Source organism: Mesorhizobium sp. LNJC394B00 (assembly GCF_000502555.1).
Classification (GTDB): Bacteria; Pseudomonadota; Alphaproteobacteria; order Rhizobiales; family Rhizobiaceae; genus Mesorhizobium.
Genome location: NZ_AYWH01000007.1, coordinates 161,197 through 186,297, shown reverse-complemented (window position 1 = coordinate 186,297; position 25,101 = coordinate 161,197). Strand labels below are relative to the sequence as shown.

General features: G+C 62.8%; 26 protein-coding genes. 6 read left to right on the top strand and 20 right to left on the bottom strand.

Features of this window, described 5'->3' with window-relative positions:
* Positions 1–5 precede the first annotated feature (5 nt).
* The 8 genes from X751_RS142595 to X751_RS142630 all read right to left on the bottom strand — a co-directional run bounded on the left by X751_RS142595 (position 6) and on the right by X751_RS142630 (position 5,057).
* On the bottom strand, positions 6–734 hold the full coding sequence (locus tag X751_RS142595; protein WP_023668551.1) for a GXGXG domain-containing protein: 729 nt from the start codon (positions 732–734) through the stop codon (positions 6–8).
* Between the two features lie 4 nt (positions 735–738).
* Complete coding sequence (locus X751_RS142600; RefSeq protein ID WP_023668550.1) at positions 739–1,635, bottom strand: glutamine amidotransferase family protein; 897 nt, start codon at positions 1,633–1,635, stop codon at positions 739–741.
* An 84-nt stretch (positions 1,636–1,719) separates the two neighbouring features.
* A complete protein-coding gene (locus X751_RS142605) occupies positions 1,720–2,037 on the bottom strand; it encodes a hypothetical protein (RefSeq protein WP_023668549.1) in 318 nt (105 codons plus the stop codon).
* Positions 2,034–2,723: a hypothetical protein gene (locus tag X751_RS142610; RefSeq protein WP_023704841.1), complete on the bottom strand. Its 690-nt coding sequence runs from the start codon at positions 2,721–2,723 to the stop codon at positions 2,034–2,036. The genes X751_RS142605 and X751_RS142610 overlap by 4 nt, the downstream gene beginning before the upstream one ends.
* 42 nt (positions 2,724–2,765) lie before the next feature.
* Positions 2,766–4,160 (bottom strand): APC family permease, encoded by a 1,395-nt coding sequence (locus X751_RS142615; RefSeq protein WP_023668547.1) that lies wholly within the window; start codon positions 4,158–4,160, stop codon positions 2,766–2,768.
* Positions 4,161–4,174: 14 nt separating this feature from the next.
* Positions 4,175–4,336 carry a hypothetical protein gene (locus X751_RS1000000165945; protein ID WP_023668546.1) on the bottom strand — a complete coding sequence of 54 codons (162 nt, stop codon included), beginning with the start codon at positions 4,334–4,336 and terminating at the stop codon, positions 4,175–4,177.
* Positions 4,337–4,363: 27 nt separating this feature from the next.
* Complete coding sequence (locus X751_RS142625; RefSeq protein ID WP_023668545.1) at positions 4,364–4,741, bottom strand: hypothetical protein; 378 nt, start codon at positions 4,739–4,741, stop codon at positions 4,364–4,366.
* A 28-nt stretch (positions 4,742–4,769) separates the two neighbouring features.
* A complete protein-coding gene (locus tag X751_RS142630; protein ID WP_023668544.1) occupies positions 4,770–5,057 on the bottom strand; it encodes a hypothetical protein in 288 nt (95 codons plus the stop codon).
* A 283-nt stretch (positions 5,058–5,340) separates the two neighbouring features.
* Here X751_RS142630 and X751_RS142635 point away from each other — a divergent pair, with 283 nt between their 5' ends.
* From X751_RS142635 to X751_RS142650, 4 genes are read left to right on the top strand one after another with little or no spacing between them, the layout of a single operon-like run.
* Entirely contained in the window at positions 5,341–6,474 is a 1,134-nt protein-coding gene (locus tag X751_RS142635; protein WP_023745544.1) for an aminomethyltransferase family protein, read from the top strand.
* A 41-nt stretch (positions 6,475–6,515) separates the two neighbouring features.
* The gene (locus tag X751_RS142640; RefSeq protein WP_023668542.1) at positions 6,516–7,112 is read left to right on the top strand and encodes a dimethylamine monooxygenase subunit DmmA family protein; all 597 of its coding nucleotides are present in this window, start codon (positions 6,516–6,518) and stop codon (positions 7,110–7,112) included.
* Positions 7,109–8,074 carry a PDR/VanB family oxidoreductase gene (locus X751_RS142645; protein ID WP_023745543.1) on the top strand — a complete coding sequence of 322 codons (966 nt, stop codon included), beginning with the start codon at positions 7,109–7,111 and terminating at the stop codon, positions 8,072–8,074. Before X751_RS142640 ends, X751_RS142645 begins: the two co-directional genes overlap by 4 nt.
* A 9-nt stretch (positions 8,075–8,083) precedes the next feature.
* Entirely contained in the window at positions 8,084–9,124 is a 1,041-nt protein-coding gene (locus X751_RS142650) for a DUF3445 domain-containing protein (protein ID WP_023745542.1), read from the top strand.
* A gap of 122 nt (positions 9,125–9,246) precedes the next feature.
* On the opposite strand, the gene X751_RS142655 is transcribed toward X751_RS142650, so the two are convergent.
* Positions 9,247–9,960, bottom strand: a complete 714-nt coding sequence (locus X751_RS142655) for an XRE family transcriptional regulator (protein WP_023692149.1) — start codon at positions 9,958–9,960, stop codon at positions 9,247–9,249.
* 265 nt (positions 9,961–10,225) lie between these two features.
* Here X751_RS142655 and X751_RS142660 point away from each other — a divergent pair, with 265 nt between their 5' ends.
* Complete coding sequence (locus tag X751_RS142660) at positions 10,226–11,584, top strand: NAD(P)/FAD-dependent oxidoreductase (protein ID WP_023745541.1); 1,359 nt, start codon at positions 10,226–10,228, stop codon at positions 11,582–11,584.
* Between the two features lie 41 nt (positions 11,585–11,625).
* Here X751_RS142660 and X751_RS1000000164820 read toward each other — a convergent pair whose 3' ends face one another.
* From X751_RS1000000164820 to X751_RS142700, 10 genes are all read right to left on the bottom strand, one after another.
* Positions 11,626–12,420, bottom strand: coding sequence for a hypothetical protein (locus tag X751_RS1000000164820; protein ID WP_023745540.1), 795 nt, complete (start codon positions 12,418–12,420; stop codon positions 11,626–11,628).
* A gap of 296 nt (positions 12,421–12,716) precedes the next feature.
* The gene (locus X751_RS1000000164815) at positions 12,717–13,517 is read right to left on the bottom strand and encodes a hypothetical protein (RefSeq protein WP_023745538.1); all 801 of its coding nucleotides are present in this window, start codon (positions 13,515–13,517) and stop codon (positions 12,717–12,719) included.
* A gap of 7 nt (positions 13,518–13,524) precedes the next feature.
* A complete protein-coding gene (locus X751_RS142665) occupies positions 13,525–15,504 on the bottom strand; it encodes an ABC transporter permease subunit (protein WP_023745537.1) in 1,980 nt (659 codons plus the stop codon).
* The gene (locus tag X751_RS142670) at positions 15,501–16,580 is read right to left on the bottom strand and encodes a glycine betaine/L-proline ABC transporter ATP-binding protein (protein WP_023745536.1); all 1,080 of its coding nucleotides are present in this window, start codon (positions 16,578–16,580) and stop codon (positions 15,501–15,503) included. The genes X751_RS142665 and X751_RS142670 overlap by 4 nt, the downstream gene beginning before the upstream one ends.
* Before the next feature lie 40 nt (positions 16,581–16,620).
* Positions 16,621–17,487: an ABC transporter substrate-binding protein gene (locus X751_RS142675; protein WP_245265811.1), complete on the bottom strand. Its 867-nt coding sequence runs from the start codon at positions 17,485–17,487 to the stop codon at positions 16,621–16,623.
* A 425-nt stretch (positions 17,488–17,912) separates the two neighbouring features.
* The gene (locus X751_RS142680) at positions 17,913–18,698 is read right to left on the bottom strand and encodes an SDR family oxidoreductase (RefSeq protein WP_023668532.1); all 786 of its coding nucleotides are present in this window, start codon (positions 18,696–18,698) and stop codon (positions 17,913–17,915) included.
* A gap of 9 nt (positions 18,699–18,707) precedes the next feature.
* Complete coding sequence (locus X751_RS142685; RefSeq protein WP_023668531.1) at positions 18,708–19,472, bottom strand: SDR family oxidoreductase; 765 nt, start codon at positions 19,470–19,472, stop codon at positions 18,708–18,710.
* A 106-nt stretch (positions 19,473–19,578) separates the two neighbouring features.
* Positions 19,579–21,087 carry a sugar ABC transporter ATP-binding protein gene (locus tag X751_RS142690; protein ID WP_023668530.1) on the bottom strand — a complete coding sequence of 503 codons (1,509 nt, stop codon included), beginning with the start codon at positions 21,085–21,087 and terminating at the stop codon, positions 19,579–19,581.
* 29 nt (positions 21,088–21,116) lie between these two features.
* Complete coding sequence (locus tag X751_RS142695; RefSeq protein WP_023668529.1) at positions 21,117–22,055, bottom strand: sugar ABC transporter substrate-binding protein; 939 nt, start codon at positions 22,053–22,055, stop codon at positions 21,117–21,119.
* Positions 22,056–22,184: 129 nt separating this feature from the next.
* Positions 22,185–23,117, bottom strand: coding sequence for an ABC transporter permease (locus X751_RS142700; RefSeq protein ID WP_245260056.1), 933 nt, complete (start codon positions 23,115–23,117; stop codon positions 22,185–22,187).
* Between the two features lie 335 nt (positions 23,118–23,452).
* Between X751_RS142700 and X751_RS142705 the strand changes: the two genes are divergently transcribed.
* Positions 23,453–24,415 carry a sugar-binding transcriptional regulator gene (locus X751_RS142705; RefSeq protein ID WP_023745534.1) on the top strand — a complete coding sequence of 321 codons (963 nt, stop codon included), beginning with the start codon at positions 23,453–23,455 and terminating at the stop codon, positions 24,413–24,415.
* Between the two features lie 17 nt (positions 24,416–24,432).
* Here the strand turns inward: X751_RS142705 and X751_RS142710 are convergent, their stop codons facing one another.
* Positions 24,433–25,026 (bottom strand): hypothetical protein, encoded by a 594-nt coding sequence (locus tag X751_RS142710; RefSeq protein ID WP_023745533.1) that lies wholly within the window; start codon positions 25,024–25,026, stop codon positions 24,433–24,435.
* Positions 25,027–25,101: the final 75 nt, after the last annotated feature.

Here is a 25,101-nt window from a genome sequence, read left to right as displayed (position 1 = left end):
CTGCCTCAATACGCGTCGGCGTTGTCGATATTGAAATTGTAGAGCGTGCGCGCCGAGCCGTAGCGCTTGAATTCCGACGGCTTGACGCCGGTGACGCCGGCGCGGTCGAGCAGTCCCTGCAGCAGTTCGATATGCTCGGGCCGCATCTCCTTGGCGATGCAGTCGGCGCCCAGGCTTTCGACCTTGCCGCGCACGAACAGCCGCGCTTCGTAGATGGAATCGCCAAGTGCGTCGCCGGCATCGCCCAGCACCACCAGATTGCCGGACTGCGCCATGAAGGCCGACATGTGGCCGATATTGCCGTGCACGACGATGTCGATGCCCTTCATCGAGATGCCGCAGCGTGAGGATGCGTTGCCCTCGATGACGAGCAGCCCGCCCTTGCCGGTGGCGCCGGCATACTGGCTGGCGTCGCCCTTGATGACGATCGAGCCCGACATCATGTTTTCGCCGACGCCAGGTCCGGCCGAGCCGTGCACGGTGATGGCAGCGCCGTCATTCATCCCGGCGCAGTAGTAGCCGACGCTGCCGCGCACATCGATGCTGACAGGCTGGTCGACGCCGACCGCAACCGAATGGCTGCCCTTCGGGTGCAGCACTTCCCACGCCGTTTCGTTGGAGCCGGGCGTCAGATTGTGAAGCGCCTGGTTGAGCTCGCGCAGCGACGACACATCAAGATCGAAGACCCGGGACGCCTGGTCTTGCGCCGCCTTCGAAAGTTTGGTTGCCGGCATGGGCTCAATGCTCCCAGAAATAGACGGTTGCGGGTTCCGGCTCCCAGACCCTCGCATTGTCTATGCCGGGCAGCTTGGTCAGCGCCCGATATTCCGAGCCAAAGGCGACATACTGGTCGGTCTCGGCCATGACGGCGGGCTTGCAGGCGATCGGATCGCGCACCACGCCGAAACCGTTCTTGGTGCCGACGACGAAGGTGAAGAAGCCGTCGAGGTCGGACAGCGTGCCTTCCAGCGCCTCGCCGAGGTTCTTGCCATGCGCCATCTGCGAGGAGAGATAGGCGGCGGCGACCTCGGTGTCGTTCTCGGTCTCGAATTTCATGCCCTCCCGCACCAGCTCACGCCGCACATTGTTGTGGTTGGACAGCGAGCCATTGTGCACCAGGCACTGGTCGGCGCCGGTCGAGAACGGATGCGCGCCCATCGTGGTGACGGCCGATTCCGTCGCCATGCGGGTATGGCCGATGCCATGCGTGCCGGTCATCGAGCGGACGTCGAAGCGGTCGACGACCGCTTCCGGCAGACCGACTTCCTTGTAGATTTCCACCGCTTCGCCGGCGCCCATGATGCGCACGTCGGGGCGGATTGACTGCAGCGCTTCGCGCGCGGCATCGACCTTGTCGGGCGCGGTTCTCAACACTGCATGGGTGGACTTCACCGCTATGCTCACCGGCGCGCCGATGGCCTTCGCGAGTTCGGCGTCGAGGCCGCGGAAATCGCGCTCGGGCTTCGCGGACTGGATGGTGATCTTGGCTTCATTCCTGGAAGGCGCGCCATAGATGGCAATGCCGGCGCTGTCGGGGCCGCGATCGCTGAGCGATATCAGCATCTGCGACAGCATCGAGCCGAGCTGCGGCTCAAGCGACTTGTCTTTCAGAAAAAGTCCGACGATTCCACACATGTCAGCCTCCCGACGTTACCACTAGACGATGATGTATCGAATGCGTCGTGCGAATTCAATCGTATGAAAAAAATATTCCTGTAGTTACGTATCCGGCTCGATGCGGCCTTGTGAACTATCGCCGCCGTCGCGGGCGCTGTGAATCCATGTGGCGGTGCGGATGCGGGCTATTCTGTAGGCATCGAGGATCGACAGCGCATAGATCAGGAAGCCGCCGGCGTGGCGGCCGACGAAGCTGGCATCGGCCGGCGCGATCTTGGCCGTCACCCAGGCGAGGATCACCATGAAGAACAGGAACTGCAGGCCGCGCACGGGCACGCCCAGAATGACGTGGCCGCTGGCCGGTAAGACGATGGCAGCGCCGAGCACCAGATACGGGTTTGTCGGTGCGGGTGCGCTCATGCGACCTGCCTTTCCTGTCGGTTGATGGCATCGCGCAGCACTGAGGCCGAGGTCAGCAGTCTCTCGACCAGCGTTGGATCCAGCCTTGCGCCGCCGAATGCGGCCTGCCGGAACACGCCGTAGCGCGCCCGCTCGGCCTCGGCCAGCAGCCAGACGATGCGCACGCCGTTCGGGGTGATCAAGAGTTCCTTGGCGCGGCCTTCGGCAAAGATGTCGAGATGGCTGGCGATCAGGTTCTGCGGAAAGCGCGCCGCCCTGAGGTCGGTTCGCAGCACGGCTTCAGCCGGAAATCCCGGAGCCTTCGGCAGCGTATGCTGAAGATGATCGAAATTGGAGAAGGTCGTCGGCGAGCCCGGCCGCATCATCATGTCGAAGGTCGCCGGCACCGCAACCGGCTCTGTGATCGTGACACTCAACCATCGCGCCGGCAGCTTTCGCGTTGCCAGCGTGTCGACGATGGTGCGCAGCTGCACGCGCTGTCCGTTCCATGTGCCGGCCCAGGTGACAACGCCGGCTGTGCCATCGGAGACATCAACGGCATCTGTGATGACGGTCCGGATGCTGGCTGCCTCGGCTGCAAGATCAGCCTTGGCCTTTTTGCGGCTGGCGCGCGTATGCCAGGCGAGGTGCAGGACGAGAGCCACGGCGACCGCCCCGGCCAGCAATGCTGTCGTCACGTCAGACACCTCGTCACGCCATGCCCGCCCAGACCGGCAGGCCCTCTCCTGTCAATAGCCCTGCGGCTTCGGCCACGGCATGGTGAACTGGTCGCCGCGGCGCACATAGCGGTAACGGTAGAAGTGGAACCACAGCGAGATCAGGAAGTAGAAGGCGACCATGGCGATCAGCTGCGTGCCGTAGCCGAGGAAGATCGCAAAGAAGGTCACCACGCAGAGGCAAAACAGCACGATCGCCGGGATCGGGTGGAACGGGTGCGTATAGCCGCGGCGGATCGTGCCCAGCGGCCACTTTTTGCGGAACATCATGATGTTTATGCTCATGAAGGTGTATTGCAGCACGCCCGACAGGATTGAGAAGGTGATCGCCTGGTTGAGGTCGGCGATGAAGGCGAAGGCGAGCGCGATCGGCAACAGGAACAGGATCGAGCGATAGGGCGTGCGGTATTTCGGGTGCACGGCCGAGAACCATGTCGGCAGATAGCGGTCGCGTCCAAGCGAGAACCACGCGCGGGCCGCATCGTTGATACAGCCATTGGCCGACGCCAGTGCCGCGAGCAGCGTGGCGACGAACAACAGGTTTTCCAGCAGCGGGCTGCCGGTCAGCTTGCCGGCGTCCCACAAGGGATAATAGGTGATACCGAGGTACTCCCAGGGCATCAGCGAGGCGCAGACATACCAGGTCATGGCGGCGGCGATCAAAAGCGTGATCATGCCGGCCATGGTGCCGTAAGGCAGCGAACGCGCCGGCGAGCGCACTTCCTCGGCGGCCTGCGTGGTGCCTTCGATGCCGAGATAGTACCAGATGCCGAACTGGAAGGCCGCGATGACGCCGATCCAGCCATAGGGCAGCGCATTGCCGGGGGTGACCAGTTCGTTGAGCTTCAGCACAGCACCCTGCGTCCAGGGGCTGACCGAGAAGAACAGGATAACGATCGAGACATAGGCTATCGCCGTGATGACGAAGTTGACGTTGAGCGTCATCAGCACGCCGCGATAGTTCAGCCATGCCAGCACGACGATGGTGGCGGCAATGAAGGAGTTGTGGGTGAGCCCTTCGACGCCGGCCTTGGCGACGATGGTGTCGCCGAGCAGGATGGCGTCCGAAACCTCCAGCATGGTGTAGGCAAAGACCAGGAACAGCGCGACGTTGAAGGCCATCAGCGGCCCGACAATGTGCTTGGCCTGCGCGTATTGGCCGCCGGCGGCGGCAACCGTCGATGTCACCTCGGAGTCGATCATGGCGACCGAAGTATACAAGAGCCCGACCACCCAGCAGACGATCAGCGCCGCCAGTGCGCCGCCCTTGTCGGCCGAGAAATTCCAGCCGGTGAATTCGCCGACCAGCACGATGCCGACGCCAAGCGCCCAGACATGGGCCGGGCCGAGCACTCGTAGCAGTGAAACCCTGTCGCCGTGTATTGCCGGTTCAAGCGTGATCGTCATTGTTCAATCCCCACTCAGATCCGGTGTTTTTCGGAAGCGGCTTCAAGCTCGCCTTCGCGCGAGGAAGTCAGCACCTCCTCGGAATAGGTCGTGTCGATCTTGAACCAGTCGTAGAGCATCCACAGCGCAAGCACGACCGAGATGCCCCACGATGCGTAAGAGAGTGCGACCCACATGAGCGTGCTTCCCCAAAATCTCTGGCGTTACTTGTCGTCGAACTTTTCGTTGATGACGTCGCGATATTCGCGGTCGGAGGCGCGGAACAGGAAGACGAAATAGCCGATCAGCACCGCCGCCATGATGATCAGCGTCGGCCAGTCGATGATGTAGTGGAAGCGGTTCTGGATGATGTCGTGCGCGGTCTCCGGCGTATAGCCGAGCTTTTCCCAGATCGAGGCCATGGTCGGGTTCTGTCCCAACGCTTCCCAGGTTTTGGCATCGAGCGCGTCGATGGATTTCGCCGCACCCGCCAGGCCGAGTTTCAATGGCAGCCACAGCGCCACGAAAATGGCGACCACGACGACCACGATATCGAAAATCTGCCCGGCCTTGCCTTGTTCCGGCGGCGTGTAGCGCGACATGACTTCTACCCCTCAGGACGTTCTGTTTTCAGGACTTGCGGTTGCGGGCCGCGTCGGCGTTCTTGATGTCGAGACCGTAGATGAAGTCCTTGTCTTCCTTGTAGTGATTGACCATCGCCAGGATGGCGGCCGTGTTGAAGATCAGCACGGCGGCGGCAGCGATAGCGACGACGATCTTGATCCCGGTGTCCGGGATGTAGGGCCATGTCATGACAAGCACGAAGAGGATCGTCGCCCAAAGGCAGATGATCAGGAGCGCGGATCCGCGCAGGTCGGAACGGTACAGCGCTTCGATGCGCTGCTGCAGGTCTGACATCGGTTTCCCCTTTTCCAGCGCCCGACCCCGAATTGGCCGCCCGCTGCCCTCTTTCAACAGAGTGAAATTTTTTTCATAAATTCGGGCCGAATCCAGCAATTGTCAAGGTGATTTTACGTTGGGTTAACCGTTTGTCCCCAGCCGCGAATTTTGCCTGACAATGAAATTATTTGCTTCCGGGTATTGCGGCATCAGGACGTTTGCGATCAATATTCGACCAAATGCTCCCGCCTCGCGCAGGGAGCCGGGAACACAATAGAATTTTCGAACGGAGGATTTGCGGATGACGGCATCCTGGAGATTTTCGACCCTGGCGGATCGCCATCGCGCGTTAGGCTCGAAGCTCGAAGACTGGAGCGGCATGGGCACCGCCTGGACCTACGACAAGGACGCCGACGAGGAATACACCGCCATCCGCACCAGGGCCGGGCTGATGGATGTGTCGGGCCTGAAGAAGGTTCACATCACCGGGCCGCACGCCTCACACCTCATCGACCTGGCAACGACGCGCGACGTGGAGAAGATCTATCCCGGCAAGTCGGCCTATGCCTGCATGCTGAACGAGGCCGGCAAATTCACCGACGACTGCATCCTCTACCGCACCGGGCCGAACGCCTGGATGGTGGTGCACGGCTCCGGCACCGGCCATGAGGAATTGCAGCGCGCTTCCGTCGGCCGCGACGTATCGCTGCGCTTCGACGACAATCTGCACGATCTGTCGCTGCAGGGGCCGACCGCGGTCGACTATCTCTCAAAGCATGTGCCGGGCATTCGCGACCTCAACTATTTCCATCATATGCAGACGCAGCTGTTCGGCTTTCCCGTCATGATCTCGCGCACCGGCTACACCGGCGAGCGCGGCTACGAGATATTCTGCCGCGGTCAGGACGCCGGCACCATCTGGGACAGGATCCTCGACGAGGGCAAGAGCGCCGGCATCATTCCGTGCCGCTTCACCACGCTCGATATGCTGCGCGTCGAAAGTTATTTGCTGTTTTATCCCTATGACAACTCGCAGAAATATCCGTTCGGGAACGAAGGCCCCGGCGACACGCTGTGGGAGCTCGGCCTCGACTTCACTGTCAGCCCCGGCAAGACCGGCTTTCGTGGCGCCGAAGAGCATTACCGCCTCAAGGGCAAGGAGCGCTTCAAGATCTACGGCGTGCTGCTCGACGGCAAGCAACCCGCGGATGAGGGCGCGCCGGTCTATCGCGACGGCAAAAAGGTGGGCGTGGTCACCTGCGCCATGTATTCGCCGCTGGTCGAGAAATCGATGGGCATCGCCCGCCTCGACGTCGACTGCGCGGTCAAGGACACCAGGCTCGAGATCCGCAACAAGAGCGGTTCGATCAGGGCGACGGCGCAGCCTCTGCCCTTCGACGATCCCAAAAAAACCAAGCGCACGGCGAAAGGCTGAGGCACAATCGACAGCGAGGGTTTCGAGGTACGAAGTAGAGAATGGCAGCCAAAACGATCATCAGCCGGCCCATTTACGGAACCCTGTCCCCGCAGCCCGGCAAGCATCATCTTTTCGTGGCGGATGCGGAAGGCGCGCTGGCGATCGTCGATATGGCAAGGACGGCGCCCCCCGGCTTCTTCGACGGCGCCGAAATCGTCTTCATTCCCGGGGCCGACGGCAAGCACGTTGCCGCTCTTGAGGCACTGAAGTCCGCGCAATTTCATGTCGCGCCAACCTTCGCCAGCCTGCTGCCCCGGCTGAAGCAGACGCTTGCCAACGCGCATATGGGCCTGCGCCTCTATCTCGCCGGCACCGAAGGGCTGATCGGCCAGGCCATGCAGGTGGCGCTCGAAGCCGGCATCGATCATACCTCCATGCAGACCGAGCATCGCGGCTCATTGGCGCGGCGCATGCAGTGCGTGCATTGCAAAGGCATCACCGAAAATGTGACGACGCAGCCGGCCACCTGCGCGCATTGCGGCCTGCTGCTTCTGGTGCGCGATCATTATTCGCGACGGCTGGCAGCATTCCAGGGCGTCTGCATAAATGCCGAGGACCGCTCGGAGATTCCTCCCATCGAGGAGGTCTTCCCATGAGCACCGGCACCACCAAGCTCGATGTCGTCGTCAGCGACGTCGTCCCGGTCAACGAACTGGTGACGCGCTTCCATTTCCGCCGCCGTGACGGTGAGCTTTTGCCGACCTTTTCCGGCGGCGCCCATGTCGTGGTCGAGATGCGCGATGGCGACCGCACAAGGCTCAATCCCTATTCGCTGATGGGATCGCCGCTCGACACCCGCGAATACACCATCTCGGTGCGCCGCGACGATGTCGGCCGCGGCGGCTCGTTGTTCATGCACCGGAGCGTCAACCCCGGCCTGGAGATGGTGGTCAGCTACCCCGTCAATCTGTTCTCGCTCGACCTCAGGGCCAAGAAGCATCTGATGCTTGCCGGCGGCATCGGTATCACGCCGTTCATGGCGCAGACCGCGCAGCTCGCCGGGTCCGGCGGCAATTTCGAGCTGCACTACACCTGCCGCACCGCCTCGCTCGGCACCTATGCCGATGTGCTGCAGGAGCGCTATGGCCGTCGCGTCCGGCTCTATCACGACGACCGCGACGAGCGCATCGAACTCGACCGTCTCTTGTCCTCGCAGCCGCTCGGCACCCATCTCTATGTCTGCGGCCCGACCGGCATGATCAACTGGGTGCGCGAGCGCGCTGCGGCTCTCGGCTGGCCGGCGGAGACCGTGCACTACGAGCATTTCGCGGCACCCCAGCCCGGCCTGCCGTTCGACGTCACACTTGCCGTCAGCGGCAAGACCATCCGCGTCGGCGAGCAGCAGAGCCTGCTCGAAGCGATCGAGGCCGCCGGCGTCGATCCGCCCTATCTCTGCCGCGGCGGTGTCTGCGGCCAGTGCGAGACCAACGTCATCTCGCATGACGGCAAGTTCATCCACAACGACCACTGGCTGAGTGAGGAAGACCACCGTTCCGGCTGCAAGATCATGCCGTGCGTGTCGCGCTTCGAAGGCAAGTCGCTGGTCCTGGAAAGATAGGAGGCGAGCTTGGGCATCACCTTTCGCAAGGAAACGTTTCGCGACGATTTCACCTTCAACAACAGCCCGGAGCACATCAGGCGGTTTCCGTTTCCGTTCCACGAAGACAGCTACATGTACGCGGTCAACATCGAGCCGCATGTCGTCGGTCCCAAGGGCAGCGTGCTGGAAAACCTGATAGACGTCGACGAGCACTATGTCGCCGAGATGCAGGACCGCGCTTTGGTGCTGGCCGAGGATCCGCTGCGCTGCCAGTCGCTGCCGCATATGACGCTGGCCGGCTGGGACCTGCTCGAACTTTTGATGGAGCAACAGGCACTTGGCTATCCCGAGCATTTCACCCTGACCCGCGACGGCGACCGCTGGCGCTGGATCAACCGACCGCTCGGCATCGACGACACCTTCACCTTCGGCGACACCTCGACACTGCCTTACGGGCCGATGGAGTACATCACCCGCCAGAGCCAGGGCGATTTCTGCATCCTCGATCAGCGCGACGGCAATCTGTGGATGGACGCCGGCATGGTCACCACCCAGGCCGACTGGTCGCTCGATTTCGACATCGGCATGAATTTCTTCGAATGGCACGCGCCGGTGCCGCTGGCGCATGAGAAGGGGATTTTCGTCAGGGCGCTGAAGTTCCTCACCAACATCCAGCAGGGCAAGCCGGCGCGGCGTCTCAACTGGACGATGACCATCAACCCGCGCCTCGACACCAGCCCGGAGAATTACCACAAATGGGGCCCGGACCGCGCGACGGTGACGCCCGAAAATGTCGGCGACAAGGTGCATCTGCGCGTCGAACTGCAAAGCTTCTGGCGGCTGCCGCGCTCGAACGGCATCGTCTTCCCGATCCGCTGCTATCTCATCAAGATGGACGAACTGGTGACACAGCCGAAATGGGCAAGACGACTGCACCGGGTGATCCGGGATTTGCCGGAAGAGCTGGCCACCTACAAGGGCCTGACGCGGTATCAGCCGACATTGGTGGAATGGCTGTCGAAGCTGGATGATGGCAGTGCGACGTCACCGGGGTTCGGGCCGGACTAAAGGCCCCCTCATCCGGCCGCTGCGCGGCCACCTTCTCCCCGAGCGGAGAAGAGATCGCCAGCGCTGACGCCAGACTCCTCTCCCCTCGGGGCAATCCGGGTGAGGGGGCTGCGGCGGTCCGATTACCCAGCGCTATTCTGCGGATAGCAAATGATCGACAAATACCGCATCGGCAGTTTTGTCAGCTGCTCCGGCCCATGCGGCGCATCGGCGTCGAAGAACAGGCTGTCGCCCGGCTTCATCGGATAGAGGTTGCTGCCGTGCCGGTACACCACCTCGCCCTCCAGCATATAGAGGAATTCCATGCCCTCATGCTGGAAGGTCGGGAACACATCCGAATCCTCGGTCAGCGTAATCAGATAGGGCTCGACGACGACGCCGCTGGTGTTGGAGCCGATATGGCCGAGCAGATTGTATTGATGGCCGGCGCGGGTGCCGCGGCGTTCGACATCTAGCCCTTCGCCGGCCTTGACGAAGACGGCGCTGCGCTCTTCCTCGAATCGGCGGAAGAAGGCGGTGACGGGAACGCCGAGCGCCCTCGACAGCGCCTGCAGTGTGGTCAGCGACGGCGAGGTGATGCCGTTCTCGATCTTCGACAGCATGCCCAGCGAAATATCGGTGGCGACGGCGAGATCGGCGACGGTGATGCCGAGCTTCTTGCGGAAGGCGCGCACCTCGCGCCCGATCGCCACCTCCAGCACTTTTTCGCGGGTGTCGCGAATGGCATGCGGGTTCTGCGTCAGCGGCGCGCGGATGGTCTTCCCGTCCACGGAGGCCTTCGCCGGTGGCTTTGCCCTTGTCGAAGCAGTCTTGGAGTCGGAACTTGTCTTCGCCATCTCGCCCCCGAATCCCCCTGATTATTTCACTCCAGGTGAACATATTCGGTGCCGATACAGAAACGCAACCGCGCAGCAAGCCCGTTAAGTCGAATGGTGTCCGCACCGGATTAGCGCCGTCATCCGTTTCCGGAAATCCGCTGGGTCGAAACGCGGTTTCTCCACAAGGCCTGTTGACAGCATCCAAGAGGCAATTACTGTCCTGTGAGTGAAATTTCTTTCGTAAGAGCAATTCCAAAAATCGAATGACACCGGGAGGCCTGCCATGAAAACGCGCGTTGCCGTCATTGGAGCGGGGCCATCCGGTCTGGCCCAGCTCAGGGCCTTCAAGTCGGCTGCCGACAAGGGCGCCGAGATACCCGAAATCGTCTGCTTCGAAAAGCAGTCCGACTGGGGCGGCCTGTGGAACTACACCTGGCGCACCGGCCTCGACGAGCACGGCGATCCCGTCCACGGCTCGATGTACCGCTACCTCTGGTCGAACGGACCGAAGGAGTGCCTGGAATTCGCCGACTACACGTTCGAGGAGCATTTCGGCCGCCCGATCGGATCCTACCCGCCGCGAGCGGTGCTGTGGGATTACATCAAGGGTCGCGTCGAGAAATCAGGCCTGCGCGAATGGGTACGCTTCAACAGCCCGGTGCGCATGGTGACTTTCTCCGACGAGACGAGGAGATTCACCGTCACCGCGCATGACCGCACCAACGACGTCACCTACTCCGAGGAGTTCGACAATGTCGTCGTCGCCTCAGGGCATTTTTCCGTTCCCAACGTTCCCTATTTCGAAGGCTTTTCGACATTCAACGGCCGCATCCTGCACAGCCATGATTTTCGCGACGCCATGGAGTTCAAGGGCAAGGACATACTGATCATCGGCCGCTCCTATTCTGCCGAGGACATCGGCTCGCAATGCTACAAATACGGCGCCAGATCTATCACCTCCAGCTACCGCTCCAAGCCGATGGGGTTCAAATGGCCGGAGAACTGGAAGGAAGTGCCGCTGCTGCAGAAGGTCGTCGGCAAGACGGCGCACTTCAAGGATGGCACCACCAAGGACGTCGACGCCATAATCCTGTGCACCGGCTATCTGCATTCCTTCCCGTTCCTCACGGAAGAGCTGAAGCTGAAGACCGCCAACCGCATGTGGCCGGACGGGCTCTATGAGGGCGTCGTGTGGGAGAAGAACCCGAAACTGTCCTATATCGGCATGCAGGACCAGTTCTACACTTTCAACATGTTCGACGCCCAGGCCTGGTTCGCCCGTGACGTCATCATGGGCCGCATCAAGCTGCCGTCGGTACAGGCGATGGCCGAGCACGGCGCCAAGTGGCGGGCACGCGAAGAGACGCTGGAAGACGCCGAGCAGATGATCTGGTTCCAGGGCGACTACACCAAGGAATTGATGGACCAGACCGACTATCCCGGCTTCGACGTCGAGGCGGTCAACCAGACCTTCATGGAATGGGAGCACCACAAGGCGGAAGACATTATGAGCTTTCGCGACCACGCCTATCGCTCGCTGATGACCGGCACCATGGCGCCATTGCACCATACGCCCTGGCTGCAGGCGCTGGACGACTCGATGGAAAGCTATCTCCAGGTGAAGGGCGTGGCGGCGGAATAGGTCGGCGTGATGCAAAACAATGCGCCGGCACCGGCCCAGTTTCAATTCAGAGGGTAGTCGGGAGCCGCATCGGTCTCCGTCACCTTGACCCAGACCAATTCGCTATAATAGGCGCCCTCCGGGCCGGTGCCGTACATGGACAGTCTGTCAGCCATCAGCAGATGTGTCATGTCGTTGAGTGCCCGGCCGGTCGGCTCCTCGGGCCAGGCGAAGACGCCGTCGGTTTGGGCGCCGAACCTCACATCGGTGCATCCGAAATCGATCTCGACCTTCCACGACAGCAACGGCCTGATATCGCTGGGCGGCGGGCGCGGCGGATCGGGCTGCTCGAAGTGATGGTCGACCGAGACTCTCGTCGGCAGTGCCGGCGTGATGCCTTTGGCTTTGAAGGAGGCGATGGCGTCGTCGCCAAATCGTGCGAGCAGGCCAGCGTGCCATAACCGGTAGGTCGCGCGGAAAAAGCCGCTGACCCGGATAGATTTGCCATCGTTGTTGAAGACGTTCACAGCGGCGTAGAAACGGCGCAGTCGTGGCGCCAGCGCCCGCCAGTCGCATTCGGCCGGTGTCCCCGGCGTCGCGATGAAATCGTCAAGCAGATCGCTGCCGCGCACATTGGCGTTCAGCACCGTGCAATCCTCACCATGGATATGCCAGTGCCGCCGGAGCTCGGCTGCTGCGATTCCGGGCTTGCGCAGCTCTTCCACCGAGGCGCGAACCCGAGCAATCGCGTAGGACGTAGCCGCATCCAACGTCTCAAACCCCGAAACCACATGCTCGCCGGTCTTGGCCATGTCGAAGACGACGACAGTAAAAGGCGGTTCGCGCTGATCGGGCATTCGGCAGCAAGCTCAGGCTGGTCGAGGATGAAGCAGCTTTCCGCGCGAAAATGCGTCAAAGTCAAGAGCTGGAGCGCGGCCTGCCATTTCCAGAAGAGGCGAACTCCAGAAGAGGCGAAACCGTCTATCCGAGCCGTGCTTGAGCTTTCGCGGCTCAGGGGTCGGAGACCGACCGCGATGATGTCGATGGCAGGTTGTTGCCAGCCCGCGACAATGCCGCGACCCTGGACCGTGCGATGGACACTTCCTGGCCGAGATCGCGTGTGCCGGCCACGGGGCAGGTGATGATCATCACTTCAATCCAGCGGATAGTCGGGAGGCGCCTCCGTCTCGGTCACTTTGGCGGTTAGTATCTCGCAGTCGTTGGCCCAGTCGGGGCCATCGCCGCGCATGGCCATCATGTCGGCCATCAGCAGGAGCTGCATGGTTCTGAACGCCCAGTCGGTGGGCTCTTGCGGCCAGGCGAAGACGCCGGCGGCGTCGCCGCCGAACTTCACGTCATGGCAGACGAAACCGACCTCGACCTTCCAGGATCGCAGCGTCACGCCTGGCGGCGGGTAGGGCGGGTCGGGCAGCTCGAAGTAATTGGCGACCATGAGCTTCGTCGGCTCCGCCGGCTCGATCCCCTTGGCCTTGAAGGCGGCAATGGCGTCGTCGCCAAAGCGCTCGAGGAGGCCGTCTCGCGTCAGCCTGTAGGTCGAGCGAAAGAAGCCGCCCGCCCAGACGGATTCGTTGTTGCCGTTGGAGATCAGCAGCGAGGCGCGGAAGCGGCGCAGCCTTGGCGCGAGAACTTGCCAGTTGCATTCGGCCGGCATCGACGGCGTCGCAATGAAATCGTCGAGTAGATCGCTGCCGCGCACTCCGGCGTTCAGCACCGAACAGTCTTCGCCATAGAGGTGCCAGAGCTGGCGAAGCTCAGCAGTGGCGATGCCGGGCTTGCGCAAGTCCTCCACCGAGGCGCGAACCCGCGCAATGGCGTAGGACGTCGCCGCCTCCAGCGTCTCAAACCCCGAAACTACGTGCTCCCCGTCCGGCTCGCCGGTCTTGGCCATGTCGAAGACGAGTACGGCAAAAGGCGGTTCGCCGGGATTGGACATTCAACAATTATCCTAGTCTTGCCCGCGCCTTCGCCGTCCAGGCATTGAACAGCCGGTCTGCGACGATGCCGATGAAAGCGATGGCGAGACCCGCGACAATGCCGCGTCCGGAATCGGCCTTGGACAGCGCGATGAAGACTTCCTGGCCGAGGTCGCGTGTGCCGACCATGGCGCAGATGATGATCATCGCTAGCGCCATCAGGATCGTCTGGTTGACGCCCAGCATGATTTCGGGAAGCGCCAGTGGCAATTGTACCCGAAAGAAGGTCTGGCGCGGCGTGCAGCCGGAAACCTTCGCCGCCTCGATCAATGCCGGCGGCACCTGCCTTATGCCATGATTGGTGTAGCGGATCGCCGGCACCACGGCGAAGGCCACCGTGGCGATCATGGCGGTGACGTCGCCGACCCGGAACAGCATCACCACAGGAATGATGAAGCAGAAGGACGGCAGCACCTGCAGCGTGTCAATGATGGGCGTGACGATCTTTTCGAAGCGGTCGCTGCGGGCGGCCATCAGGCCAATCGGGATGCCGATCAGGCAAGCGATGAAGGCCGAGATGCCGCAGAGATAAACCGTCGCCATGGTCTTTTCCCACAGGCCGGTGACGGCGCAGAAGGCGGTCAGCGCGGCGACGAGGGCGGCGAGACGCAGGCCACCGAGCTGGTAGCCGGCGAGGCCCAGCAGGGCCACCGCGCCGAGCCACGGAAAGCCTTCGCAGAAGGCGCGCAGCGGGTTCAGTACATTGAGGATGAGCGCCACGCGAAACGCTTCGATCACGTCGAAGAAGTTGATCGTCACCCAGCTCACCGCCGCCTTCCACAGTGGCGCAGTGGTGAAGGTGATCGCCTTCGGCACCGCCGCGAAGGCCGGTACGAACAGGCCGAGCAGCGTCGTCACGACCAGGATGGCGATGGCCAGCGACAGATTGGGATAGCGCCGCCAAACGCTCTGGTTCGCCTGCCGTTGAACGTGGCCTTTTGCCTGCTTATGCGCGATCGCCTGGCTCAGCCGGTCGAGCGCGATTGCGAGCGCCACAATGGCGAGCCCGGCTTCCATCGCTTCGCCGACCTTCAGCGCACGCAGAGCCAGCAGCACATCATAGCCGAGGCCGCCGGCGCCGATCATCGAGGCGATGATCACCATGTTCAGCGCCAGCATGATCACCTGGTTGACGCCGATCATCAGTGTCGGCCGCGCCGACGGCAGCAGCACGCGCCACAATTTCTGCCGCGCCGTGCAGCCGGCCATCTCTGAGAAATCGTCGATCTCGGAGGGCACCCGCGACAGGCCCAGCATCGTTGCTCGCACCATGGGCGGCGTGGCGAAGATGGCGGTGGCGATCATCGCCGAGACCGGGCTGTTGCCGAACAGGAGCAGCATCGGGATGAGATAGGCGAAGGTCGGGATGGTCTGCATCAAATCGAGGGCAGGGGAGATGATCAGCCGCTCGGCCCATGGCTTGCGCCACGCCCAGATGCCGGCGAACAGGCCGGTGACGATGCAGAACGGCACCGCGATGGAAATCAGTGCCAGTGTCAGCATGGCGCTGGTCCATTGGCCGAACAGCGCGGTGTAGAGGAAACAGCCGCCGACCAGCATGCCGAGTTTTCTACCGCCCACGGCGTGCCCGGCGATGAAGGCGGCTACGCAGACGCCGATCCAGGACAGGCGCGGCAGGACATAGGCATCGGCACCGTGACCAATCTTGAAATTCTTGGCCAGCAGGTCGAGCGCGAAATCGAGGGGAACGCCGAGCACCGCGGTGATCGAGCGGGTCAGCCAGGACAAGTTCGACTTGATCCAGCGCATCAGCGCACTGACCCAGTCGGCGACGGGAACGACCGCATCGGCCGGATAGTCGACCGCCCATGGCAGCCTCTCCTGCAGCAGGAATACCACCAGCACGGCGGCCAGCGCCAGCGCCCAGATCAGCAGCCAGCGCTGAACCGGCGGCCTCGTTTCGCTGGCGCTTGCCGTGACCGTCATGCGCCAGCTCTTTGCTTGTCGATGCCGGCCAGCAGTCCGATCACGGCTTGCGGCGTCACCTCGCCGATCGGCTTGCCGGCGCCGTTGACCACGGCGAAGGGCTTACCCGAGGCGACAATGCTGGCCGAGAAGCTGGCGATCTTGGCGTCGGGCAAAACCGTGCCGCCGTGCTCGGCGCCATCGCAGGCACGCATCAGGCTGCGCGCCGAAATCACCTTGGCGCGGTCGACATCGCGGGTGAATTCGGCGACATAGTCGGTCGCCGGGTTGACAACCAGCTGTTCCGGCGTGCCGGTCTGGATGACCTCTCCATCCTTCATGATGGCGATGCGGTCGGCAAGCCTTATCGCCTCGTCGAAATCATGGGTGATGAAGACGATGGTCTTGTGCAGCATGGTCTGCAGCCGCATCAGTTCGTCCTGCATCTCGCGGCGGATCAGCGGGTCGAGCGCCGAGAACGGCTCGTCGAGGAACCAGATCTCCGGCTTGGTCGCGAGGCTGCGGGCAATGCCGACGCGCTGCTGCTGGCCGCCGGAGAGTTCGCGCGGATAGAAATGCTCGCGGCCGCGTAAGCCCACGAGATCGATCACCTCCCGCGCTCTCGCTTCGCGCGTCGGTCGGTCCTGGCCCTGGATGCTCAGGGGAAAGGCAATGTTGTCGAGCACGTTAAGATGCGGCAGCAGCGCAAAATTCTGGAACACCATACCCATGCGATGACGCCGCAGTTCGATCAGCGCCGCATCGGAAATCTTGAGCAGGTCGTTGCCTTCGAATTCGACCTTGCCGTAGGTCGGCTCGACCAGCCGCGACATGCAGCGCACCAGCGTCGACTTGCCGGAGCCGGACAGCCCCATGATGATGAAAATCTCGCCCTGGCGTATTTCGAGATCGACGGCGCGCACCGCGCCGACCAGTCCGGCCGCGGCGATGTCGGCCATGCTGGCCTTGCCGTCACGCTCGCGGATGAAGCTGGCCGCGTTCGATCCGAACAATTTCCAGACATTGCGGCAGGCAAGCTTTATCGGCCGCACATCTTTGGGCGTGCCAGCCGCCTGCGGTTCAGTCGCTTCCGTCATCCAATGGCCCTTCTGGAAAATGAAGATATGGACCCGGCCGTTACGGCCGGGNGATCGTGTAGGCCTTGGCCACCTTGTAGGCGATCGGCCATTTGTCCTTCATGCCGGACCAGGAGTATTTCCAGATCTCGCCATGCGGCTTGCCGCAATCATATTTGGCATCCGGGTTGGTGCCCCATTTCGGATCGGTGTAGCATTCGGGCGTATACTCCGGGAATTCAACCCACTCGCCCTTGTACTTGGCCGGCGCCCAGTGCGGCGAATAGATCCACAGCATGATCGGCGCCTTGCGCTGATAGGCCGAGTCCAACTCGGCGAACATCGCCGCGTCGGTGCCGGCATGGATGACGGTGAAGGGCAGCTTCAGCGCCTCGACGCGCTCGTCGTCAAAGCCTTCCCAGGTTACCGGGCCGCCGAGATAGCGGCCCTTCGGTGCCGTCTCCGCTGTCGAGAACGCCTCGGCGCATTTCGGGTCCTTCAGCGCTTCCCAATTGGGCAGACCGGGGCATTTCTCCTTCATATATTCGGGAAACCACCATTCCTCCTTGGCCTTCGGCCCGAGCTTGCCGAGCCGCTCGGTCTGGCCGGTGGCGTCTGAAGCCTTCATCGCTTCGCCGGCCGTCGTGTCCCAGAACTCCAGGCCGACATCAAGGTCGCCATTGGTGAGGCCGGTGGTCAGGCTGGAGAGGTAGTCGGCTGTCGGATATTCGACGGTATAGCCGAGCTTTTCGAGGATACCGCCAAGGATCTTGGCGTTGAGGTTGACGCTGGTCCAGTCGAACAGCGCGATCTTGATCGGGTCGTTGGATTCAGGTGCTGCTGCGTGGACCGGTGATGTAAGCGCACTTGCGGCGGCAAGCGCCAAGGCTCCCATTGATAGGTTCGAAATCACACTGCGAAATGACATGCTTGTTCTCCTGTCAAACCATGTGGAAATTTCTTGATCGTTCCCTTTTTGCGTCTTTTCTTGATTGTGTTGGAAAGGCGGGTCGTTACGCAAGCTCGTTCGCACCAAGCCAGTGCCGCAGCCGCAACTTGCGCAGGCGAAATGGTTGCTCGACTTGGTGTTTATGTGATGCCGGGCGGGCCCGCGTCATGGCATCGGATGGATTGCTGCGTGAGCAATCGTCAACAGATCGATCGCCGCTCCAGCGGCGCTCTCAGACGTGCGAGCCATCAAGGTCCCATGGTCTCGGCCGGCGAGCCCCATCCCCGCCAAGGCCGTTTCATGAGATGAAATTATATATACCAACGTTCATGCGGCGCAACGGCTGATGCCCTGTGCACTGCGGAATTTCAGACTGGTCGATTGCCAACCGCCAGAGCTGACGTTCACGACATGATCAGGCCGCCATCGACATTGATGGTTTGGCCGGTGATGTAGGTGGCGTCGTCGCTGGCGAGAAAGCTGACCAGGCCGGACACGTCCTCGCCGCTGCCGGCGCGTCCCATCGGGATGTTCTTCACCCATTCGGCCATCAGCTCGCCGGGCTTGTAGTCACCCATCAGCTTGCCCCAGGCGGCGTCGTTGTAAGCCCACATGTCAGTGTCGATAATGCCGGGGCAAATCGCGTTGACGGTGATCTTTTCCTTGGCTACTTCCTTGGCCAGGCTCTGGGTGATGCCGACGACGCCGAACTTCGACGCCGCATAGTGCGGCGTGTAGATGAAACCCTGCCGCGCCTGGCCCGATGCCGTGTTGATCAGCCGGCCGCCGTCGCCATGCTTGCGAATGCGCGCGATCGCTTCCTGGCAGCACAGGAACACGCCCTTGGTGTTGACGGCCATCACCTTGTCCCACTCGGCCTCGGTCATCGCCTCGATCCGGGCGATGGTGATGACGCCGGCATTCTGCACCGAAATGTCGACACGGCCGAATTCCTTCTCGGCGAGGTCGTAAAGCGCGGTGACCTCATACTTCCTGGTAACGTCCATGCGCATCGACGCGACCTTGGCGCCTGCCGCTTTCAGGCCGGCGGCGACGTCCTCGACGCGGGTATCGATGGCGCTGACCACGACCGCGGCACCTTCCTCGGCGAAGCGCTTCGCCATCGCCGCGCCGATGCCACCGCTCGCGCCGGTGATGACCGCAGTCTTGCCTTCAAAACGCTTCTGCATCTTTTCTCCTTACCAGCAGACAAAACCGCCATCGACGATCAGGTCGATGCCGGTGACGTAACTCGCGGCGCGGCTGGCCAGGAACACGGTCGGGCCGACCATCTCTTCCGGCGTCGCCATGCGCCCCATGGGCGTGTCGCGTTCGAAGATCTTGATCTGTTCGGCGACCTCCGGCCGCTTGTTCATCGGCGTCAGCGTGTAGCCTGGGCTCACCACATTGACGCGCAGGCCGCGATCGGCCCATTCCATGGCGAGGCTTTTCGACATGTGGATGACCGCCGCCTTCGACGAATTGTAATGCGCCTGGGTCAGGCCGCGATTGACGATCGAACCCGACATGGAGGCGATGTTGATGATCGAGCCCTTGCGCCGCGTCAGCATGGCGCGCGCTTCGGCCTGGCAGGACAGGAACACGCCGCTGACATTCACGTCGTAGATTTTCTGCCATTTCTCCAGCGACAGCGTCTCGGCGGCCTCGGCTCCTGCAATGCCGGCATTGTTGACGGCGATGGTCAGCGCGCCGAGCTCCTTTTCCGTGCGCTCGACTGCGGTCGCCAGGTCGGCCTCCGACGTCACCGTCCCGGTCAGCACCACCGCCTTGCGGCCAAGCACGGCGATCCTGTGCGCGGTCTCATCCAGCCCGCCTTTCGAGGCATGGCCGAAACAGGCTATGTCGGCGCCGGCTTCGGCGAGCCCGATGGCAATGGCCTGGCCAATGCCGCTGCCGGCGCCTGTTACCACCGCTACGTCGCCGCTGAGATCGAATAGTTTCATGTTGTTCCCCCTCCTGAAATGAAGGGGCGCTAGTCTTTGCTGGCGCCCCGCGCGGTCCGGTCCTTGGGAGGATACCACCTGCTGCGCTTTGTTCCGACTCCTGTCCTCAGCTCGTGGCGAGTTCCATCACCGCGACATTGCTGGCCTCGCTGCGGCCGAGAATGCCGCGCTGGCGGCCGCGGCTCAGCACCAGCACGCGGTGCGACAGCCCCAGCACCTCCTCGAGGTCGGAGCTCACCACCACCACCGCCATGCCGGAACGGGCGAGGTCGGCGATGACGTCGTAGATCGCAGCGCGCGCACCGACATCGATACCGCGCGTCGGCTCATCGAGGATGAACACCTTCGGCGGGCGTGACACCCATTTGGCGATGATCACCTTCTGCTGGTTGCCGCCGGAAAGCTTGCTGACCGCCTGGCCAGGTTTGCCCTTGACCCCGAGCCTTGCGATGCCGGCTTCGGCGAATTTCTGCACCGCTTTCGGAAACACCCAGCCCTTCGGCGCGACATGGTCGAAATTGCCGAACGCCAAATTCTCGCCGATGGTCTGGTCGAGCACGACGCCTTGCGCCTTGCGGTCTTCCGGCACCAGCACGACGCCGGCCTTGATCGCTGCCGCCGGCCCGCTGAGATGCACCGATTTGCCGGCAACGCGCACCGAGCCCGACGAGATCGGATCGGCGCCGGCGATCGCCCGCACCAGTTCGGTGCGGCCGGCGCCGATCAACCCGGCAATGCCGAGGATCTCGCCTGCTTTGACCGAGAAGGAAACGTTGTTGAAGCTCTTCTCCGGCGAGGACAGGTTGTCGACCTCGAGCAGCGTCTCCTCGCGCGGCGGCGTCAAGTGTGGGAACATCCGCTCGACCGAGCGGCCGACCATCTGCTCCACTACTGTGCGCACGGGAATATCGGCGCGTTCGTGGCGGGCGACGATGCGTCCGTCGCGCATCACAACCACGCGGTCGGCAATCTGCGCGATCTCGTCGAGACGATGGCTGATGTAGATGAAGGACATGCCCTCCGCCTTGAGCTTGCGGATCTGCTGGAACAAAAGCTCCGTTTCCTCGCCGCCAAGCGCTGCGGTCGGTTCGTCGAAGATCAGCAATTCGGCATTGAGCGTCAACGCCTTGGCGATCTCGACCTGTTGCTGGGCGGCGATGCGCAGCGTGCCCACCTTGCGCTCGGGCGAGACGTCGAGGCCAAGCCGCTTCAACTGCGCCGAGGCCTTGGCGTTCATCGCTGCGCGGTCGATGCGGCCGCCGCGCATCGGCAGGCGCCCGACATAGACGTTCTCCGCCACCGACAGATCCGGCAGCAGCTTCAGTTCCTGATGGATCATGCCCACACCGGCATCGATGGCGGCGGCGGGCGAGGCGGGGGAATAGGGCTTCCCCCGCCAGATGATGGTGCCCGCGTCGGGCCGGGTCGAGCCGGCGATGATATTGGACACCGTCGACTTGCCGGCGCCGTTTTCGCCGAGCAGCGCCACAACCTCGCCCGGCCGCACCTCGAAGCTCGCATCGGCCAGGACCTGGACCGGTCCGTAGCTCTTGCAAAGGCCGTTGACGAAGAGCCCGTTGTGCGGGCTTTCGCTGTGGCGAGGATCAGGAGACATCGTGGTGCTCTCTTAAGCGGTGCCGGTCGTTACGGATGCTTGGCGATGAACTGCTCGACATTGTCCTTGGTGGTCAGCGTCGCATCCTGCAGCTGCTCGGCCGGAACGCTTTCGCCGGCCACCAGCTTGATCGCCGCATCGACGGCGAGACGGCCCATGCCTTGCGTCTGCTGCGTCGCGGTGACGTCGAACACGCCGTCCTTCAGCGCCTTGAGCGCGGCCACGTCGCCATCGAAGCCGGCAACCCAGACCTTGTGGCCGGGATTGGCGACCTTGACCGCCTGTGCCGCGCCCAGCGCCAGCGCATCGGCCTGGCCGATGACGATGGAGACATCGGGATGCGACTGCAGCAGGTCCTGCGTCAGCTTGAAGCCTTCGTCCTGGTGCCAGCCTTCGCTCCACAATTCGCCGACCACCTTGATATCGGGATAGGCCTTGAGCGCTTCGCCGCAGCCCTTCGAGCGATCGACTTCCGGCGTGGTGCCCTTCTGGCCGTGGATGATGATCAGTTCGCCTTTGCCGCCGGCCTGCTTGGCGATGTAGTCGCACACCGCCTGCGCCGAGGCGACACTGTTGGTGGCGATGAAGGTGTCGCCGGGCGCGCCGTCGGCGTTGCGGTCGACATTGACGACCGGGATGCCGGCAGCCTTGGCGGTCTTGGTCGGCACGGTGGCGGCTGTGGCGCCGGCCGGAATGTAGATCAGCGCGTCGATGTTCTGCGTGATCAGATCCTGGACCTGGCTGACCTGGGTCGCTGAATCGCCCTTGGCGTCGACGGTGACGATCTCGATGCCCTTCTCCTTGCCGTAGGCTTCGACCGACTGCTTGATCTGGTTGAAGAAGTCGGCCTGCAGATTGGCCACGGCGAGGCCGAGTTTCTTGGCCTCCTTGGCCGAGGCCATGTCGGTCAGCCCGAGCATAGGAATGATGGCGGCAGCGGCGAGCAGCAGTGAACGTTTGGTCAGCATGTTTTTCCTCCGTTGATAGTCAAACTGTCCCGCCAGCGCATCGCGCCCCTTGGAACATCCCAGTTTCGGATCGACCGATCCGTCTATCGCCCGGACGTTCCGGGCGAATTCTCAATTGTGCCCCGCTCTCTATCGCGCCCTGCGCCGCCAGGTGTCGCTGGCGACGGCCAGCGCGATCACCACGCCGATCACCACCTGCTGGATGAAGGGCGAGACGCCGAGCAGATTGAGGCCGTTGCGCAGCACGCCGATGATGAGTACGCCGACAGCAGTGCCGCCGATCGAGCCGACGCCGCCCGACAGGCTGGCGCCGCCGATCACCACCGCCGCGATGGTGTCGAGCTCATAGCCGAGGCCGGAACTCGGCTGCACCGAATCCAGCCGCGCGGCAAGCACAATGCCGGCAAGACCCGCAAGCACGCCGCAGATGGCATAGACCCAGTTGGTCAGCGACTTCACCGGAATGCCGGAGAGCCGCGCCACCTCGGCGCTGCCGCCGATGGCGTAAAGGCTGCGGCCGGTGGCGCGGTAGTTGAGGAAGATGGCGAAGACGATCGCCAGCACCATCATCACCCCGACTGTGACCGACAGGAAGCCGAAATGGCGGATGATCGACAGGCTGGTGAACCAGTCGGGAAAGCCGACGATCTGCGAGCCGTCGGTGATCATGTTGGCAAGGCCGCGCGCCACCGACATCATCGCCAGCGTCGCGATGAACGGCGGCAGCCGGGTGACGGTCACCAGCAGGCCGGACACCAGTCCGCAAAGGCCGGCGACGACCAGTGCTGCAACGACGCCGGCCGCAAGGCCGAGATTGAGATAGTCGGGATGGGACACAAAGCCCATCACCATGGCGGCCAGCGCCAGCACCGAGCCGACCGAGAGATCGATGCCGCCGATCAGGATCACCAGCGTCATGCCGATTGCCATGATGCCGAGCACGGTGATCTGGTCGAGCACGTTGAGGATGTTGCGCACGGTGAGGAACGTGTCGGTGGTCAACGTCAGCGCCAGGCAAAGCAGCAGCAGCCCGATCAGCGGCCCCATGGTTCCGGCAAACAGTGCCGAAAGCTTCGCGGCCGTCGCACCTTGAGTGCCGGGCGCGGCTTTCAACTCGCCAGCCTTCGACTCGCTTGCATCATTACTCACGGCCACTTCGTCTCCTCCGTCAGCGAAACGGCGATGGCCTGCCGTCCGCTCTTGTTCACCAGGCACCTCCCTGTGAACAATTTATCTTTGATATGCAATTTTGTTCAGCTAAACTGTTCATTAGAAAATTGTCAAGAGCCGTTGCGCCATTCGGCGGTGGTTTGCGCCACAGGGCGGTTTGTCCTAGGGAAGGCCAGGGGGCGGCGCTTGCGGAAAGATTTCCGAAATCTGCCGCGGGAGGGCAAAAGATGGCGACCGTCGAAAACGAGAAGGCCTCGCGCTTCCCCGATGCCGAGCTCAAGGCCCGGGCCGCCTGGCATTACTATGTCGAAGGTCTGACGCAAGAGCGCATCTCCGAGATTCTTGGCGTCGGCCGCATCAAGGTGCACCGGATCCTGTCGGCTGCCCGCGAGGAAGGCATCGTGCAGTTCCGCATTCGCGACAGTGTCGTCGAATGTGTGCAGCTCGAGGAGAGCCTGAAGCAGCGCTTTGGGCTAAGCCAGGCGGTCGTGGTGCCGTCGGCCGCCGACCGCAGCAACGCGCCGCTGATGATCGGCCACGCGGCTGCCGCCTATCTCGCCGACAACGTCAATGCCGGCGACGTCATTGCGCTGGGCTGGGGCCGGACGCTGAAATTCGCCATCAACGAATTGCCGAGGCGGCCGATTGCCAGGACGACGGTCGTCTCGATGCTCGGCGGCCTCACCCACGCGCAGCCGCTCAACCCGACCGAAAGCGCCTGGGAGTTCGCCGAAAAGATCGGCGCTGAATGTTTCCTGCTGCCGGTGCCGGTCTATGCCGACAAGCCGGAACAGCGCGATGCCTTCATGAGCCAGCGCAGCGTTCAGGATGTGGTCTTCCGCGCGCGCCGCGCCAACATCGCCGTGCTCAGCGTCGGCTCGTTTTCCAAGGACAGCCCGATCGCCAATTACGGCTTCATCAAACCGAGCGAACTCGAGGAATTGCAGGCGGCCGGCGCGGTCGGCGACCTCTTGTGCCATTTCATCGACGCCGAGGGCCACCCTGTCGACCATGAGGTCAACCGCCGCGTCTGCGCCTATCCGCTGCAGGATCTGTCCGATATTCCGAGCATCATCCTGGTGTCAGGCGGTCAGGAGAAGGTCGCCGTCATGCGCGCGGCGCTCGCCAACACCAGGATTACGGTGCTCATTACCGATGAAGATGCGGCCAAAGGCCTGCTCAACCGTTGAGCGCTGTCCGGCGTCGGTCAGAATTCGCAGGGCTCCGGACGACTGTCGTCCGACCAGTCGGCCAGTGCGATCGGCACGAATTTTCCCGCGACCGGTTTGCCGTCGTCCAGGTCCTTTGAGGCAACGCCTCTGCCGGTGAGAAAATTGATGTCGCAACCGCCCAGCGTCGTCTCGACCGAGCCGTCGGCTTTCTGCACATTCCAGTCCCAGTCGCGACTGTAGCCGGCGACAAGGAATTTACCGCCGCGCCAGACGATGGTCAGCGTTGTATCCCATGATTTGTTGGCGCCGCAGCCGAAGCACGAGGTGACGACAAGCGATCCCTTGCCCTTGCTTTCGAGCCCGAGAATACGGTCCTGCGTCAGCGCCTTTTTGACAAAGTCAGGCTTGCGCGAAGGATCGAGCTTTCCTTCGCCGGCAGCCAGATAGATCGAGAGATCCGCCAGCCCGCTGTCGGAATCCGCCGCGATCGCGGCCCGATCCATCCTGCCGTCATTGTCCATGTCGAGCGTGACCTCGAAGGGCGGCTCGTCCTGCGCACGCGCCGTCATCGGAGCTGCCGCAAGCGCGACAATCCAGGGCAGGGCGGCAAGGTGAAATACTGCTTTCATGAGCCCGATGAGTCTAGCATTGGCCGGGCAGGACGCAAAATCGGCAAGCTGGGCAGGTTGGGCATGGGAGCCTCA